This window comes from Arcobacter thermotolerans (assembly GCF_983172305.1).
On the sequence record NZ_CFAFZJ010000016.1, the window covers coordinates 18,390 to 36,419 of the forward strand.

An 18,030-nucleotide genomic window follows, 5' to 3' on the forward strand; every position below is an offset into this window, starting at 1 on the left:
AATTTCGTTAAAAAAATGAAACTGTTTGAAGCAAACTTTAGTTTGCAAGTTTTTCATTTTTAGAAATTTATTAAAAAAAATCCCTAAAAAGGCAACCGTGTTCCGATTTTGCATACTTTTTTAAAAAGTATGAAATAAAAACCAAAAATCACTTCTTATGAAGACCACACTCTTTATGCTCTGGATTCTCCCACCACCATCTTCCAGCTCTTATATCCTCACCTTGTTTTATAGCTCTTGTACAAGGTTCACAACCAATACTTGGAAAGCCATTATCGTGTAGTTTATTATATGGAACCTTATTCTCTTTTATATAATTCCAAACATCATCTTCGCTCCAGTTGATAAGTGGATTTAGTTTTATAACTTTAAAATTTTCATCCCATTCAACTATTGGCATATTGGTTCTTGTAACACTTTGAGATGCTCTAAGCCCTGTAATCCAGATATCAACATTTTTTAAAGCTCTTTTTAAAGGCTCTATTTTTCTAATATTACAGCAATTTTTTCTCTTATCAATACTTTCAAAGTGACCATTTACACCTTGAATTTTATATAAGTTTTCAACATCTTCAAATTTTGGAAAAAATACCTCTATTTTTACACCATATTTTAAATTTGTCTCATCTAAAACTTTGTAAGTTTCGCTATGTAATCTTCCAGTATCAAGAGTAAATACTCTACTATTTTTATTTACTTTAAATATCATATCTGTTAAAACTTGATCTTCTGCACCTAGACTAGAACTTAATGCTACATTTTTGTAATTTTCAAATATATATTTGATTAAATCAGTTGTATTTAAAGATGAAATTCTTTCTTCAATATTTTTTACTATTTCTATACTCATAAAATACCTTAAATTTGATAGTCGTTTTCTGTTGGTTTTACTGTACCAAATTTTATTCTATTCCAAGCTCTTTCATGAAAATAGTATAAAATCATCTTTGTAATAACTTCAATCGTCCCAATTGAAGCCGCCATAACTAAATTCCCTGTTATAAAATAAGATACTATAATAGTATCTAGTGTTCCAACCGTTCGCCAAGAAATTGCTTTTGCGACCGATCTATATGGTTTTTCGTGCATAAATTTCCTAAATTCAAGCCATATAGAAGAATTATTCTTCTATATAGTCATATAAACCAGAGCTTAAATATCTCTCACCTGTATCACAAAGAATTGTTACTATTGTTTTACCTTTGTTTTCTGGTCTTGAAGCAACTATTTTTGCTGCAAGAGCATTTGAACCTGAAGATACTCCTACTAAAAGTCCTTCTGTTCTTGCTAACTCTCTTGAACTTTCAATTGCATCATCATTTGCTATTTTTATTACCTCATCATAAATTTTTGTATTTAAAACATCAGGTACAAATCCAGCCCCAATTCCTTGAATTTTATGTGGTCCTGGGTTACCTCCACTTAATACAGGCGATGCTTCTGGCTCAACTGCAATTATTTTTATATTTGGGTTATGTGCTTTTAAAACTTCACCAACACCTGTTAGAGTTCCGCCTGTTCCAACACCAGCTATAAAAATATCAATTTTTCCATCTGTATCTTTTAAAATCTCTTGCGCTGTTGTCTCTCTATGTATTGCTGGGTTAGAAGCATTTTGAAACTGTTGTAAGATAATTGAATTTGGAGTTTCATCTTTTATCTCATTAGCTTTTTCAATAGCACCTTTCATCCCTTTTTCAGCAGGAGTAAGAACTAATTTAGCACCTAAAGCTTGAAGAAGTCTTCTTCTTTCAATACTCATTGAAGCTGGCATTACAAGTACAAGTTTTAATCCTAAAGCTGCACTAACGCTTGCAAGTGCAATTCCAGTGTTTCCACTTGTTGGCTCTATTAAAGTTGATTCTTTATTTATAAGACCATCTTTAAGAGCAACTTTTATCATATTTGTTCCAATTCTATCTTTTACACTTGAGCTTGGATTCATAAATTCACATTTACCTAAAACTGTAGCTCCACTTATATTACTTGCATCTTGTAGTTTTACTAATGGAGTGTTTCCTACTAATTCTGTTACATTATTTGCATATTTCATACTATTTACCTTTCAAATTTTTTTAAATCTATTATTAATTTGTTAAATCGTTAAATTCTCTTAGAGAAAAACCTACTATATATTATAATGTAAAAACTCATTATATTTTCCCTCATATTTATCTAAATCAGCCAAAGTCAAATCAAAAATTCTTTTTGTTTTCTCTTTTGACTCTTCAAAAAATAGATTTAATATCGGGTTATCAACCTTTGAATCAACAATTTTTATATCATCTTCAAGGGCGATTAAAATATCAACTATCTTTATATCTTTTGGACTTTTTGCCAAAAGATATCCACCTCTTGCTCCTCTTGTACTTATTAATAAATCAGCTCGTCTAAGTTTACTTAAAAGCTGCTCCAAGTAGTTTTGAGGAATTGAAGCATTTGCTGAAATATCCTTTATTTGCATGGGAGTATCATCTTTATGTTTGCTTAACTCATAAATAGCAGCCAAACCATACACCCCCTTTGTTGAAATCAATGGCATATCAAACTACTTGTTTAATGCTTGATTCAAATCTTCAATCAAATCAGCACTATCTTCAAGCCCAATAGATAGCCTAACTGTTACAGGAGTAACTCCAGCTTTTAGTAAATCCTCTTCATTCATTTGAGAGTGAGTAGTTGAAGCTGGGTGAACAATTAAAGATTTACTATCTCCAATGTTTACAACTATGCTAAACAGTTTTGCACTATCAATAACTTTTTTAGCCTCTTCAAAACTACTTACCTCAAAAGATATAAGACCACTTGCAAGTCCATTTTTAAAATATTTTTGTGCTTTATCATAATACTTATCACCTTTTAATCCTGGGTAACTAACTTTTTTTACTTTTGGATGTGATTGTAAAAACTCAGCAACTTTTAAAGCATTATTAGAGTGTTTTTCAACTCTTAAACTTAAACTTTCTAAACTTTGAATTAAAAGCCATGAATTAAATGGTGCAGGAGTTGCTCCAATATCTCTTAAAAGTGATAGCCTAGCTCTTAAACAAAAGTTTGGAAGTGGAACATCTGTATAAACAAGTCCGTGATAAGAAGCATCAGGAGTTGTAAACTGAGGATATCTTGCACTATTTTTTTTGAAAAACTCTGCTAGACCATCTCTTTCAACTATAACTCCACCTAAAGCTGTACCGTTTCCACTTGTATATTTACTTGTAGAGTGAACTACAACATCAACTCCCCATGAAATTGGATTAAATAAAGTAGCAGTTGCAACTGTATTGTCACAAATAGTTATAATTCCATATTTTTTTGCTACTTCAACAATTTTTTCAATAGCAGGAATTGCAATTTGAGGGTTTGATAATGATTCAAAAAATATACCTTTTGTTTTATCATCAACCAAACTCTCTAAATCAGAAGCATCATCACTTTTGAATGTTTTTACACTAATTCCAAATCTTTTTAATGTAAAATGAAACAAAGTTACACTTCCACCATATAGTTTATCAGAGATTAAAATATTATCTCCAGCTTCTGCTATATTTGCTATTGCATAAAAAATTGCACTTGCACCACTTGCAGTTACAAGTGCAGCAGCACCATTTTCAAGTTGAGCATATCTTTGTTCTAAGATATCATTTGTAGGATTATTTAATCTTGTATAAATAGGTCCTAACTCTTTTAGTGCAAATAAGTTTGCCGCATGTTCTGCATCTCTAAAAGCATAAGCTGTTGTTTGCGAAATAGGAATTGCCATCTCACCATTTCCACTTTTTTTATCATAACCTGCATGAATTGCAATTGTATCTTTTTGCATTTTTTATCCTTTTTAAATTAATCAACTTTAAATATGTTGGAATTATAATATCTTTTTTTTATAATGTCAAGTCTTTTAATCAAATTTATATGATTATAGTATTTATAGGCTTATTGGATTATCTAAAGTAATTTAATCAACTATTCCAAACTACTTAAGTAATTTTTTGTTAGAATACTATAAAATAAGAACTAAGAAGATAAAATTGATAGAAAAATATAATATTTTTAAAGAGATTCCTATAGATAAAAGTGAAGAGAAATTTTTTGAAATTTTTAAAAACGATAAAATAAAAATAGAAAAAATTGTATCAAATGGACAAAAATCTCCTGAAAATTTTTGGTATGAACAAGAAAAAAGTGAGTATATTTTACTTTTGAGCGGATATGCTATTTTAGAGTTTGAAGATTTTGAAGTAGAACTAAATAAGGGTGATTGTTTAAATATAGAGGCTTTTAAAAAGCATAGAGTTAAATTTACAAGCCTTGATGAACCAACTATTTGGTTTGCAGTTTTTTATTAAAGGAAAATTTTGAAAATAGCAATAATAGGTGGTGGAGCTTCTGGAATAATAGCGGCAATCACAGCAAAAAGATTAAATAAAAATATAGAGATTGATATTTTTGATGCAAATAAAAGCATAGGTAAAAAAATTCTTGCAAGTGGAAATGGAAGATGTAATATCTCAAATACCTCAATATCTTCAAAAAACTATTTGGGAGAGAGTCCAACTTTCGTAGATTTTGCTCTAAAAGAGTTTGATTTTAAAGCATTTCTTAAATTTTGCAAAACTGTTGGTCTTTTACTTGATATTAAAGAAAATGGTAAGGTTTATCCACTATCAAATGAGGCAAAATCAGTTGTAAATCTTTTTTCTTTAGCTTTAGAAGATTTGAAAATAAATCTTTTTTGTGAGCATTTTATTGAAAGTATAGAAAAAATAGATGATAAATTTGTAGTAAAAACAGCGAATAAAGAGTATAAAAACTATGATAAAGTTGTGATAAGTTCAGGTTTAGGTGCAGCTCCTCAACTAAATGCAACTGAAATAGGGCTTGAAATTGCTACAAAGTTTGGACACTCTATAAACCAAACTTATCCATCTTTGGTTGGGCTTCAAACAAAAAACTCTTATAATGGAAAACTTCAAGGTGTAAAAAAAGAGTGCAGTGTGAGTTTATATATAAATGGTAGTTTTGAACAAGAGATTTTAGGAGATGTGCTGTTTACAGCTTATGGAGTATCAGGATTTGCTATTTTAGATATTTCTCAAAGAGCTGTTTTGGCTTTAACACAATTTTATGATGTTGAACTTAGAGTTAATTTTTTTCCTAAAACAAATCCAAATGATTTGGCAAATCAAATACAAACTTTGTTTAAAAATTTGGAAAATCAAAGAGCAGTTGATATTTTACTTGGACTTGTATCAAATAAAATAGCACCAGTTTTACTTGATATTTATAAAATCCCACTTGAAACAAAAGCAAGTGAAATAAATACAAAGCAGATAAAAGCTTTGGCTCATCAGCTAAATTCGTGGAAGTTAAAAGTTGTAGATACTCAAGGATTTTCTCATGCGGAAGCAAGTGGTGGTGGAGTTAAAACTTGTGAAGTAGATAATAAAACTTTTGAGAGTAAATTAATAAAAAATCTATATTTTGCTGGAGAGGTTTTGGATATTGTTGGAAATAGAGGTGGATACAATCTTCATTTTGCTTGGGCTAGTGGTTATTTGGTAGGGAAAAATTTGGCAAATATTTAATCAAATATTTATAGATAAGCAAGTTAAAGCGAATTTATAAATAAATATAGATAAAATTCCAAAATTAATTATTTATAAGGAAAATTTATGTTTAAAAACTTATCAACAAAAACAAAATTAGCTTTGTTTCCAGCTATTTTTATAATAGCTACAATAGTAACAGCAATTATATATAGCTCATCTATTAGTTTTGTACAAGATAGAATTAAAATATCTTCACAAACTACTCTTTTAATTGATGAACTTCTAAAAGCTAGAATCACTATCTACCAATTTATGTTAATTCCAACACCAAGTGGAAAAGATGCGATAGATAAACAGTGGACAAAGCTTATTGATGAAACACTTACACTAAAAGAGCTTTTTGCATCAAAAGAGAATAAAGATTTGTGTGATGTTGTAGTAAAAGATATAAAAGATTATTTAGCAGGTGTTGAAGTTCTTGCTAAACACTCTTTTGCAACAAACAAAGAAGAGACAAGAGCAGAGTTTAGTGAAACTATGAAAAATATGATTAAAATAGCTCAAAATGTTGAAAAAAACTATGAGCAGATGAATAGTAGAAATGCAGATATAAGAGATGATGCTATTATTAAACTTACAACTAATCTATCTTTAGTTGCAGTTTTTGCTATAGGAATTTTTATTTTTATATCTATAATGATTTCAAATAGCATAGCTGGTTCTTTAAAAAACTTCAAAGATGGGCTTTTAAGCTTCTTTAATTTCTTAAATAGAAAATCAAATGATATAACAATACTTGATGCTAGTTCTAAAGATGAGTTTGGTGATATGGCTAAACTTATCAATGAAAATATAGATATAGTTCAAGATACTATAGAAAAAGATAATGAACTAATAGATGAAGCAAAGAAAGTTATGATTAGAGTGAGAAATGGTTGGTATTCTCAAACAATAGATAAATCAACTCCAAATGCTTCTCTTGAAGAGTTTAAAAATGAGTTAAATAAGATGATTATTCACACAAAAGATAGATTTGAAGATATCAATAAAGTTTTAGCCTCTTACTCTGCTTATGATTATCGACCTGTATTAAAACTTGGTGATGAAGATGAAGAGGGTGGAGTTCTTGAAAAAATGATAAATGGAATAAATGCACTTCAAGAAGCTATTGTTTCAATGTTAAAAGATAGTTTAGAAAATGGTATAAGACTTGAAAACTCTTCAAAAACTTTAATAGACAATGTACATACTCTAAATCAAAGCTCAAACGAAGCTGCTGCAAGTCTTGAAGAGACAGCAGCTGCACTAGAAGAGATTACAAGCACAGTTATAAGCAATTCTAACAATGTTATTCAAATGTCAGGTTACTCAAATGAAGTAAGTAACTCAGCTAAAAAAGGTCAAGAGATGGCAAGAAATACTGCTGTTGCTATGGATGAAATTACAAATCAAGTAACACATATAAATGAAGCAATAGCAGTAATTGATCAAATTGCTTTCCAAACAAATATTCTTTCACTAAATGCTGCTGTTGAAGCTGCAACTGCTGGAGAAGCTGGAAAAGGGTTTGCTGTTGTTGCACAAGAGGTAAGAAACCTAGCAACAAGAAGTGAAGAAGCTGCAAAAGAGATTAAAGATACTGTAGAGATGGCAACTTCAAAAGCACAAGAGGGAAAAAATATCTCTGATTTAATGATAAAAGATTACGAAGAGCTTTTAACTAATATTGATAAATCATCACAAATGATAAATGAGATTTCAAATGCAAGTAAAGAGCAACAAGCGGGAATTTCTCAAATCAACGATACTGTTACAATGCTTGATCAAAAAACTCAACAAAATGCAATTATTGCTTCAAAAACTCAAGATATAGCAAATGAAACTGACAGTATCTCAAAACATATTGTAGAAGATGTTTTAGAAAAAAGATTTTTAGGTAAAGATAAGATAGTTGAAGAGAGTAGAAAAAATTTAAATAGAGAAGAAAAAGTTATTATAAAAAATGAAACTAAAAAAACTGAAAAGTTTGTTACAAATAAAATAGAGGCTACAAAATCTAAAGATGATGAATGGGAGAGCTTTTAAATAAAAATAAGTACCATAATTTAGCCAAAAAATATTGATTTTTATCAATAAAATATAGAATAAAAAGATATATTATTATTTTTATTCTATATAAAAGGCTATCTTATGTTAAAGAATCTTGATATTGGAAAAAAAATATTTATTTTTCCTCTCCTTTTTATGTTTGTTATGAATGAATGAAGAATTACTTTATGATTTTTAATTCTATGAGTAGTATAATTTTTTTCAATAATATGTTCCCTTTTTCTCTTGTAAGAACTATGCTATCCTATAATAAATAAAAGGATTCTTATATATTTTTATCTCTTTTTATTATTAAACTTATCATATCTTTAATAATTAGAAAAAGGCTAATAACTCCCAAAATATAGATAAAAATTGAAATAGAGATATTTTGATAAAAACAAATTAAGATATAAATCACAATAGGATATTTAAAAAAATAGAAGAAAAAAATTAGGCTTCCATAGAGTTTTTTCACTCTATTTCTCCGCCTAAAGTTTTAAAAATTTCAACCCTATTTTCAAGCTCTTCAAGATAAGTTTGTGTCAAAGTTTTTTGTGAGTTTATATATGCTTTTTGAGCTATAAGCATATTTAGGTAACTTCCATAACCTATTTTATAGGAATTTAAAGCAATATTATATGCATCTTCTATAGAAGCTGTTAGCTCTTTTTGATTTTGAAGTTTTGTATAGATATTTTTTCGCACCATCAAAGCATCACTTACCTCTTTAAAAGCTGTTTGAATACTTTTTTGATACTCATTTAAAGCTATCTCTTTTTGAGTTTCACTCAAATCAAGCTTTGCACTATTTTCACCTGCTGTAAATATTGGAAGATTTATAGATGGACTTATTTGCCAAAAACTATTTGGAGTGGAAAAAAGATTATTCAAACTAGAACTAGAATATCCTGTATTGGCTGTAAGAGCAATAGTTGGGAAAAATGCAGCTCTTGCTGCTCCAATATTTGCATTTTTTGCTCGTAACTGATACTCTAACTCTTTTATATCAGGACGATTTAAAAGAACATTTGAACTAATTCCAGATTTTACTAAAGCTAAATAACTATCATCTTTTTTTAAACTATTTGGAATTAAACTTTCATCTAAAGTATAACCTAAAAGTAATTCAAGAGAATTTATATCAATTTGAATTTGATTTTCATAAGCAATTATCTCATTTTGACTCTCTTTTAACATAGCAAAACTAGAAAGTACATCTTCTTTACCAATAACTCCAGCTGTAAACTTTTTTTGTGTCAATTCATAAACACTACTTAAATTTTCATATATCTTTTTTTGTAAATTTAGATTTTCAATATTAGTTGCTAAACTTAAATATGAATTTATAGTTTGTGAAACTAAAGATAGTTTTGTTGAACTAAGAGCATATTGAGTTGCTAAAAAACTATTTTTAGCAGCATCATTTAAACTTCTATTTTTACCAAATAAATCTAGTTCAAAAACAGTTCCAACAGATGCTTTATAGTTGTTTTTTATGATTTCTTCTTTTTTATCTCTAGAAAAACTACCATTTGCATCTATTTTTGGATAAAGATTTGACTCTTCTATTCTATAAAGTGATTTTGACTCTTCTACTCTTAAAAGTGCAATTTTTATATCTTTATTGTTTTCCAAAACAAGATTTACAAGAGTTTTTAAATTTTCATCTATTAAAAAACTATTTAAACTAATATTTGAATTATCTTCAGCTATTTGATAGTTTTTAAAACTTTTAGCAACTACCTCATCGCTATTTATATCTAATTTTGGAGCCAAAGATACACAAGAGCTAAAAAGCATTGATAAAACTACAAGGCTTATAGATTTTCTAATCATTTTTAACTCCTTTTGAAAATAGTTTTGTAATTATTACAAAAAATAGTGGTACAAAAAATATTGCCAAAATTGTTGCACTTATTGTTCCACCTAAAATTGCAGTTCCTATTGCAATTCTACTATTTGCTCCAGCTCCACTTGATATTGCAAGTGGAATAATTCCAGCAATAAAAGCTAAAGATGTCATGATAATTGGTCTTAGTCTTAGTTTTGCACCTTTTATAGCAGCTTCGATTAAAGGCATACCATTTTTATATGCACTGTTTATGAACTCAACAATTAAAATTGCATTTTTACTTGCAAGTCCCATAACTGCTAAAAGTGCTACTTGGAAGTATACATCATTGCTTAGGTCTCTAAAATATATACTTAAAACAGCTCCAAAAACTCCCAAAGGAACAACCAATAAAACAGAGAAAGGAACACTCCAACTCTCATAAAGTGCAGCTAAACATAAAAATATAACCAAAAGAGAAATTCCATATAAAATCAAAGTTTGATTACTTGCAAGCCTTTCTTGATACGAAGCTCCACTATATGTATGCATTGTTCCATTTGCATTTTCATTTGCAATTTTATCCATCTCATTCATAGCAACACCAGAGCTAACTCCAGTTGCTGCACTTCCTTGAATTTCATAAGAGATAAATCCATTAAATCGTGTTAGCTCTTCAGGTGCATAAACCCAAGAAAATGAACTAAATTCACTAAAAGGAACCATTAATCCACTACTATTTCTTACTTTCCATTTATATAAATCTTCAGGACTACTTCTAAAAGGAGCATCAGCTTGAATATAAACCCTTTTTATTCTAGTTTTATCGATATAATCATTTACATAAGTTCCACCCCAAGCTGCACTTAATGTGTTATCAATATTTTTTAAATCCAATCCTAAAGATAAGGCTTTGTTTGTATCATAAGATATTTTTAATTGTGGTGACTCTTCTGTTCCATCTGCTCTTATTGAGTTTATATTTGGATTTTTATTTGCCTCTTCTATTATTTTATCTTTTACTTCTCTTAAACCTTCTCTAGAAAGATTTGAGCTACCTAATAATTGGAATTCAAAACCATCACTACTTCCTAAACCTTGAATAACACTAGGGTTTATAGCAAAAACTCTTGCATCTCTTATAAAATATTTGCTATTTGGGTCATTAAAAGCTTTTGTAGCTCTTTTACTTATCTCATCTACATGATTTGATTTATCTCTTAAATCCCAATTTTTTAATGATACATAAGCAGTTCCTACATTTTGTCCACTACTTCTTGAACTAAATCCAGAGATTGTAAATATAGTATTTAAAGCATCTGCTTCTTCTATCATAAAATAATCTCTTACTACATTTGCAACATCAACTGTTCTAGAAGCAACCGCACCAACAGGCAAAGTGTACTGTATCATCAAACTTCCTTGATCCTCTTTTGGTAAAAAACTAGTAGGTAGCTTTATAAAAATATATCCCGAGGATATGATTATCACAACATAAAAGATTATCCACTTTTTTTGACTATAGAGTAATTTTTCAACCCAAAATTTATACTTATTTGTAAAGTTTTCAAATTTTGTATCAAACCAAAAGAAAAATCCACTATTTTTTTCTTGCGTTTTATCTTCATTTTTTTTATGTGGTTTTAAAATAGTTGAACATAAAGCAGGAGTTAAAGTTAAAGCAACAATTACTGATAAAACCATAGATGAGATTATTGTAATAGAAAATTGTCTATAAATTATCCCTGTACTTCCACTAAAAAATGCCATAGGTAAAAATACAACAGATAAAACAGTTGTAATTCCTATTAATGCACTGGTTACCTCTTGCATGGATAGAATAGTTGCCTCTTTTGGATTTAAACCTTTTTCATTCATATTTCTTTCAACATTTTCAACAACAACAATAGCATCATCTACCAAAAGCCCAATTGCAAGAACCAAAGCAAACATTGTTAAAGTATTTATTGTGTAACCAAAAATATTTAAAATAGCAAAAGTTCCCAAAAGCACAACAGGAACTGCAATAGCAGGAATAAGAGTAGCTCTAAAACTTTTTAAGAATAAAAACATTACAAGAATTACTAAAACAATTGCTTCTACTAAAGTTTTTACAACTTCATTTATCGAAGCTTCTATAAAACTTGTTGTATCTCTAGGATAGGCTATTTTATAACCTTGTGGCAACATATTTTCACTCTGAGCTAAAAACTCTTTTACTCTATTCGAAGTGGCTACCGCATTTGCTCCACTTGCAAGCTGAATAGATATTCCAGATGCTGGAAAACCATTTAAAGCTGTAACATTACTATAACTTTGAGCCCCTATTTCAACTCTAGCAATATCTTTTATCTTTACAACACTTCCATCTAAATTTGATTTCAAAACAATATTTTCAAATTGACCAACATTTCTAAACATACTTCTTGCAGTAACCACCACAGAGAGTTGTTGGTTATCCAAAGTAGGCATTGCTCCTAATCTTCCAGCACTTGCTTGTGAGTTTTGAGCATTTATAGCATTTTCTACATCTTTTGGGATTAGTTTATATTTTTCTAGCTTATATGGATCTAGCCAAATTCTCATAGCATACTGACCACCAAAAACCTGAACATCTCCAACACCTTCAATTCTTGAAATACTATCTTGAAGATTACTTACCAAAAAATCACTAATATCTGTTTTATCAGCCAAACCAGTTGAATCATACACAGATGCCATCATCAAAAAATCGCTTTGAGATTTAAAAACTCTTACACCTTGTCTTTGTACATCTTCTGGAAGTCTTGATAAAATCTGATTTACCTTATTTTGTACTTGAACTTGAGCAATATCAGCATTTACTTCTTGAGAAAAAGTGATTTTTATTCTAGAATTTCCTGCACTACTTGAACTTGAAGAGAAATATAGCATTCCATCAAGACCAGTTAGTTGTTGTTCAATTATTTGAGTTACACTATTTTCTACTGTTTGGGCATCTGCTCCACTATATGAAGCATTTATATTTATTTGAGGTGGAACAATATCTGGGTACTGTTCAACTGGCAAAATATATAGACTAATAACCCCACTTATCATAATAATAAGTGAAATAACCCAAGCAAAAATTGGACGAAAAATAAAAAATTTTGCAATCATTTCTTAATCTTTGTATTGAGAGTTTAAATCTTTTAAAGAGACTACACTTCTACTATTTATCTTATTTAGTCCTTCAACTACAATTTTATCACTCTCCTCTAAACCATCAAGAATAAGCCATTTGTTACCTACTGATCTTTGTATTTTTACTATTTTTGTGATAGTTTTATTTTCAGGTGTCACAAGAGTAACGATTGGGTTTGCTTTTTGATCTCTTAAAACTGCTTGTTGTGGAATTAAAAATCCATCAATACTTTTTTTGCTTTTTAAAATTGCTTTTGTCATCATTCCCGATAATAAAAGATTGTTTGGATTATTAAATACAGCTCTTAAAGTTACTGTTTGACTACTCTCATCTACACTTAACTCTCTTGCTTCTAGTTTTCCTTTTATTGGATACTCAAAGCCGTTGTCAAACTTCAAACTAACTTCAATATCATCTTCTAAATCACCAATTGATTTTAGATTTAAAATCTCATTGTATGATTGTGATAAATCTACAAAAACTATTTGTGTATCTCTTATATTTACAAGCTCTTCACTTTGATTTGCATTTACCAAAGCTCCAACAGTAACATTTGAAATACCAATATATCCGCTAATTGGTGCTTTTATCTCACATCTATTCAAATCTATTTTTGCATTTTCAAGCTCTGCAGCTCTTTGTTCAACCAAAGCTTTAGCTTGCAAATATGAAGCTTTTATCTCATCTGCTTCTTGTTTTGAAATTCCATCAAATTTTAAAAGCTCTTCTGCTCTTTTACTCTTTGCCTCAGCACTTATCAAACTAGCCTTTGCACTATTTAATAAAGCAAGTGATTGATTTAAAGTAGCTTTATAACTAGCACTATCAATTTTGTACAAAATATCACCTTGTTTCACAAAACTTCCCTCTTTGAAAAGTTGTTTCTCAATGATTCCAGAAACTTGAGGGCGAACAAGCGCCAACTCTTTTGCTTTTACTGTTCCTATAAGTTCAATTTCAAGATTTATTGGCTCTTTTTTAGGATTTATATACCCTACTTCTATTGGATTTTGTGCTTTTTGATTTCCATCATTTTTTTGCTCACATGAACTTAAAAAAAGTGTTATAAAAAATAGTAAAAATATAGTTTTGATAATCTGCAATGCTTTCCCTTGAATAAGAATTTATGAATGTTATTATAACTTTATTAACAAAATTTTAATATTTCTATATATTGAAGAAAAATTGTAGCAAAATATTGATAACATATAAAAAACAAATAAAAAAGGCGTAAAATGAGTAAAATTTTAGATGATTTAGTACAATCTCAATACAACTATAATGTTGCATTTTATATACATTTAAAAGAGTTCAACCAAAATGTAAGAGATGAACTTGAAAAAAGAGTTAGTGAAGTTTTTTTCTTTTCAAAAGGTGTAAACTGGAAATTTGATAGCTTTGGAATAGAAAAAGCAGGTGAGAGGAAAACTGAAATATTAGGATTTTTTATATTTAGAACAGCAGAAGTTGAAAAGCTAAAAAAACTTTTTATAGATGAATTTAAAGATTATTCAAATGCTATAAAAATATCTTGTTCTGTTGCAAAATATGAAAAAATTAGTGAAGAGTTTTTTGAGCTTAATATTTAATATAAGAAATGAGGCTTTGCCTCATTTCTAAGAAGATTAGTTTGTAATACCATCTGAAATTGGTTGTTCAACTTTTACTTGAACAGTTTGATCTCCAACACTTCCACTATAAACATCAAATGTTTTATTATCTTCAGTTATAGTAGATTGAGATTTTGTCCAATCATTTTCACCTTTTAATGCAACCTTATCGGAAGCATCTCCAGAAATCTTGATAGTATTGTCATCTCCACTCATTTTTAAAACATCCTCTAAAGTTAAACTTAATTTATTTTTTTTACCATTATCTAAATTTATCTCTGAAATATTTTTTAGATTTGATAAATCAATATCACCACTTCCATCAAATGAAATAGCTTGTGAAACTTCGCTCGTTCCATCAGTAGATTTATCTGTTGAAGTAGCACTTACTTGAACATCATCTAATTTATCTTGTGAAATTTCACTCTCACTTGTTAAAGAAAGTTTAGCTTCACCATTTGCATCTACTTTTATAGTATAACTTCCATCAGGATTTGCAGTGAGTTTATTTGCTTCATTTACTTCACCATTATATAGTGTTGAACCATTTGGAATATTTTTTATAGTAACATCAGATAGTTTTTCACTTCCATCTTTATCAGTAAGTTGTGCATTTACTGTAATATCATATTTGTAAACTGTTGATGTTTCTTCTTTTCCTATAATTGTTCCATCACCAAATGATACAGATTCAAAGTTTGTAACTTTTAATGCTCTATTTGTATCATAATAATCATTAGTTATATAAAATTCTTTTTGTGCAAATCCTTCACTATCTTTATTTAATTTTGAAAATGTTTCCCAAGAAATCATATATATACCGCCACCATTAACATGTAATGTTCCATATTGTTTTCCTATATTTTCATCTTTTGTATATACATAATAATCTGTAGAATTTCCTTTCAAATATAATGTATCAAATCCTTTTCCACCATCTATTGCATTTTCATTTCCTGCATTCCACTTTTCTGGGTTATATCTAAATCCATCATTCCCTTCACCAAGATTTACTTTTCCAAACTGATTATTAATCTCTCCATGGATTTGTACAAAATCATTACCAGCCCCAGTATTAATTGTAGCTCCTTTATTATTGATATTTGAACCAATAATTATAGTATCATTTCCTTTTCCAGTTGTAATATTACCATTAAAAGTTGTACCTATACTAATAGTATTATTTCCATCTCCTAAATCAATAGTAGCATTATTTTTAACACTACTCTTTATTATAAGAGTATCATCTCCTCCTAATCCTTTAACTTCTCCTTCCATATCGCTATTAAAATGTGCCTGATTATTTCCTTCTCCAAGATCTAATTGTACTTTTGCATTTTGATTTGAATAAAAATAATCATCTCCTCCTTTAAGGTATACCTTTCCATTATTTAAATGAGAGAATTTTACAATGTTGTCATCATTATTACCTGTATACCTTTCTCTATTATTATTTTGTCCTGCGGGTTCTTGTGTTTGTAATAATTTCAATTTCTTATCTTCTATTTCCCAAATATCACCATCTTTATAACCACTATTTCCAGTTGAAGTTGAATTATCTGAACTTGGTGTGATATTTATACTAACAGTTGGTGCATCTGCAACTGCAATAACTCCAACACTCATAGTTTTTATATCACTATAAGCTCCTCTTGAATCACTTACTTGGAATGTAAAACTAGCATCTTTATCACTATTAGCAACTGGCTCAAATACCAACTTTCCTAAATCTGTAACTTTTATTTCTTTACCAACAGTAAGCACTTCACCATCATATTTTAAAACACCTTCTGTTTCTGATTTTGGTAAAGTAACTATTCTTATAGTTTCTATACTATCATCATTCTTATCAACATATGATTTAAAATCTTCTTTAGAGAAAGTATAAGGAACATCTTCATTTGTTTGAACTGATTCATTATCAATAGTAGGAGCATCATTATCAAAACCTTTACCTATAATAACTACACTATTTTTATCAGTTTTACCATTAGGATCTTTAATCTCTATATCAAATTTAAGTTCTCTTTCATTTTCACTATTTTTTGTTGAAAATCTAATAGCTTCCAAAGCTTCTTCATAAGCTTCATGAGAAGCCTCTCCAATAAATTTGATGATTAATTCTCCATCTTTGTACTCAGTTGTATATGTTATACCCTCTTTTAAATCTCCTGCTATATTAATTTTATCACCATCAATTGCATTTGTAAGAGTTACTGTTGCTTCTGAAAGATTAGTATCATCTACATCACTAAAATCTATATTCGTAAATAATTTATTCGATAAAGATTCTGATGGAGTAAATTTAACAGATATAACAAAGTCATCATAATCCTTATCTCCTCCACCATATTGATCCTCAAAACCTATAATTAATCCATTATTTTGTTTTAGTGCAATAGTATGGTCTAGTCCATCATTATTTGATGTTTCATTACTATAAAAAACTTTATCAGCTTTAACTGTGTAATTACCTTTTTTAAATATTATGTTATTAGATTTATCAACAGTCATCGCCCAATTATTATCTATAGCATCTTTGATGTCTTTATTTGAGTACCCATCAGATATTAAAAAGAATCCTATTTCTCCTTTAAAATTTTTTAACTGTGTAAGTTCTTGAGGATTACTAGATAAATTCTCAAAATTTGAATTCTTATCAATATGCATAATTTTTAAATTTATCTTATTTCCATTTGCATCTATTTCATAGAAGCCTAAAATATTTTTATATGAACCATTTCCACCTAAATAACTTATTGATACATCAGTTCCAGAATTTCCTAAATTCATAGATAAATTACTATTTTCATTATTAAAAATAACTCCTTTATCCTCTTTTAATAAATCATGAGCTGTGATATCTTTAGTAATGTTATCTTTTTGATAATCATTATAAATTCCAGTCAATGTAACTCCATTTGTTTCAATTTTACTTATGATCGGAGCATCATTTCTTCCTTCAACTTCAACAGTTAAAACAGCTGTTTTTCCATCTGATGTAACATATGTAAAGTTATCAGCTAATTTATCACCAACATTTAATTTATCAACATCAGGATTCTCATCATTTACTTTATATGTAAATTTACCTTTACTATTAATAGTTAATGTTCCATATTTACCTATTATTTCTGTACCATCGTTACTAACAGGTTTAGTACTTCCCTCAAAAGTGATTTTTGAAACTTTATATGCATTAGTATCATTATCTAATACATTTCCTGATGCAGTTTGTCCATCATTTTTACCATTTATTGTATCAAGACTATCCTCTGAAGCAACATTTTCACTACCATTTTCAGTAGCTATTGCTGTATCATTTTTAAGAGTTGAACTACTAACATTCACTGTTACTGTTTTCCCAGCTTGAATATCTTCAAACTGTTTTCCAGAATCAGCTGTTGCAATTTCTTTAATATTTTCAACTTTTATAGTATTACTTCCAACAGTATTTATTTTTACATAATCTGAACTTGCCGAAATTTGACCTGCTGGAATTTCGATTTTTACTCCATTACTTAAAGTAATATTTAATCCACCATGCTTTTTTACTTCTAATCCATCTTGATTTCTTAAAGTAACTGTATAAATAACTTCAGCACCTTCAATTAAATTAGTCGAAGATGCAGTAACATCCACATATACTGTATCTTTATCATCAGTAATTGTTGTATTTACAACTGTATTTCCTATTTCTACTTTTTCATATGATGGAGCTGATACATTTGACATTGTTACAACAAATGTTTCTGGATCCTCTTTAAACATATCATCTACTGCTTCTGC

13 protein-coding genes are annotated in these 18,030 nt (G+C 28.8%); 4 read left to right on the forward strand and 9 right to left on the reverse strand.

Annotation, left to right across the window (positions count from 1 at the left end; all coding sequences use genetic code 11):
* Positions 1-148: 148 nt before the first annotated feature.
* The 5 genes from AC5LG6_RS10685 to AC5LG6_RS10705 form a co-directional block, all read right to left on the reverse strand.
* On the reverse strand, positions 149-850 hold the full coding sequence (locus AC5LG6_RS10685; protein WP_498586564.1) for a phosphoadenylyl-sulfate reductase: 702 nt from the start codon (positions 848-850) through the stop codon (positions 149-151).
* Between the two features lie 8 nt (positions 851-858).
* Positions 859-1,089, reverse strand: coding sequence for a DUF2061 domain-containing protein (locus AC5LG6_RS10690; RefSeq protein ID WP_026806555.1), 231 nt, complete (start codon positions 1,087-1,089; stop codon positions 859-861).
* A 31-nt stretch (positions 1,090-1,120) separates the two neighbouring features.
* Positions 1,121-2,053: a cysteine synthase A gene (gene cysK / locus AC5LG6_RS10695; protein WP_260960005.1), complete on the reverse strand. Its 933-nt coding sequence runs from the start codon at positions 2,051-2,053 to the stop codon at positions 1,121-1,123.
* 75 nt (positions 2,054-2,128) lie between these two features.
* Entirely contained in the window at positions 2,129-2,542 is a 414-nt protein-coding gene (locus tag AC5LG6_RS10700) for an RrF2 family transcriptional regulator (protein WP_066152998.1), read from the reverse strand.
* 6 nt (positions 2,543-2,548) lie between these two features.
* A complete protein-coding gene (locus AC5LG6_RS10705; protein WP_260944476.1) occupies positions 2,549-3,820 on the reverse strand; it encodes an O-acetylhomoserine aminocarboxypropyltransferase/cysteine synthase family protein in 1,272 nt (423 codons plus the stop codon).
* A 205-nt stretch (positions 3,821-4,025) separates the two neighbouring features.
* Here AC5LG6_RS10705 and AC5LG6_RS10710 point away from each other — a divergent pair, with 205 nt between their 5' ends.
* The 3 genes from AC5LG6_RS10710 to AC5LG6_RS10720 all read left to right on the forward strand — a co-directional run bounded on the left by AC5LG6_RS10710 (position 4,026) and on the right by AC5LG6_RS10720 (position 7,631).
* Positions 4,026-4,343, forward strand: coding sequence for a cupin domain-containing protein (locus AC5LG6_RS10710; protein WP_498586566.1), 318 nt, complete (start codon positions 4,026-4,028; stop codon positions 4,341-4,343).
* 9 nt (positions 4,344-4,352) lie between these two features.
* Positions 4,353-5,582 carry a BaiN/RdsA family NAD(P)/FAD-dependent oxidoreductase gene (locus tag AC5LG6_RS10715; RefSeq protein ID WP_498586567.1) on the forward strand — a complete coding sequence of 410 codons (1,230 nt, stop codon included), beginning with the start codon at positions 4,353-4,355 and terminating at the stop codon, positions 5,580-5,582.
* Between the two features lie 87 nt (positions 5,583-5,669).
* Positions 5,670-7,631, forward strand: a complete 1,962-nt coding sequence (locus tag AC5LG6_RS10720; RefSeq protein WP_498586569.1) for a methyl-accepting chemotaxis protein — start codon at positions 5,670-5,672, stop codon at positions 7,629-7,631.
* A 477-nt stretch (positions 7,632-8,108) separates the two neighbouring features.
* Here the strand turns inward: AC5LG6_RS10720 and AC5LG6_RS10725 are convergent, their stop codons facing one another.
* From AC5LG6_RS10725 to AC5LG6_RS10735, 3 genes are read right to left on the reverse strand one after another with little or no spacing between them, the layout of a single operon-like run.
* Complete coding sequence (locus tag AC5LG6_RS10725) at positions 8,109-9,473, reverse strand: efflux transporter outer membrane subunit (RefSeq protein ID WP_498586571.1); 1,365 nt, start codon at positions 9,471-9,473, stop codon at positions 8,109-8,111.
* The gene (locus tag AC5LG6_RS10730; protein ID WP_498586572.1) at positions 9,466-12,606 is read right to left on the reverse strand and encodes an efflux RND transporter permease subunit; all 3,141 of its coding nucleotides are present in this window, start codon (positions 12,604-12,606) and stop codon (positions 9,466-9,468) included. The genes AC5LG6_RS10725 and AC5LG6_RS10730 overlap by 8 nt, the downstream gene beginning before the upstream one ends.
* 3 nt (positions 12,607-12,609) lie before the next feature.
* Positions 12,610-13,734 carry an efflux RND transporter periplasmic adaptor subunit gene (locus AC5LG6_RS10735; RefSeq protein WP_498586573.1) on the reverse strand — a complete coding sequence of 375 codons (1,125 nt, stop codon included), beginning with the start codon at positions 13,732-13,734 and terminating at the stop codon, positions 12,610-12,612.
* A 132-nt stretch (positions 13,735-13,866) separates the two neighbouring features.
* Here AC5LG6_RS10735 and AC5LG6_RS10740 point away from each other — a divergent pair, with 132 nt between their 5' ends.
* Positions 13,867-14,220 (forward strand): hypothetical protein, encoded by a 354-nt coding sequence (locus tag AC5LG6_RS10740; protein WP_498586575.1) that lies wholly within the window; start codon positions 13,867-13,869, stop codon positions 14,218-14,220.
* 36 nt (positions 14,221-14,256) lie between these two features.
* Here AC5LG6_RS10740 and AC5LG6_RS10745 read toward each other — a convergent pair whose 3' ends face one another.
* Entirely contained in the window at positions 14,257-18,012 is a 3,756-nt protein-coding gene (locus AC5LG6_RS10745) for a VCBS domain-containing protein (protein WP_498586576.1), read from the reverse strand.
* Positions 18,013-18,030 lie beyond the last annotated feature (18 nt).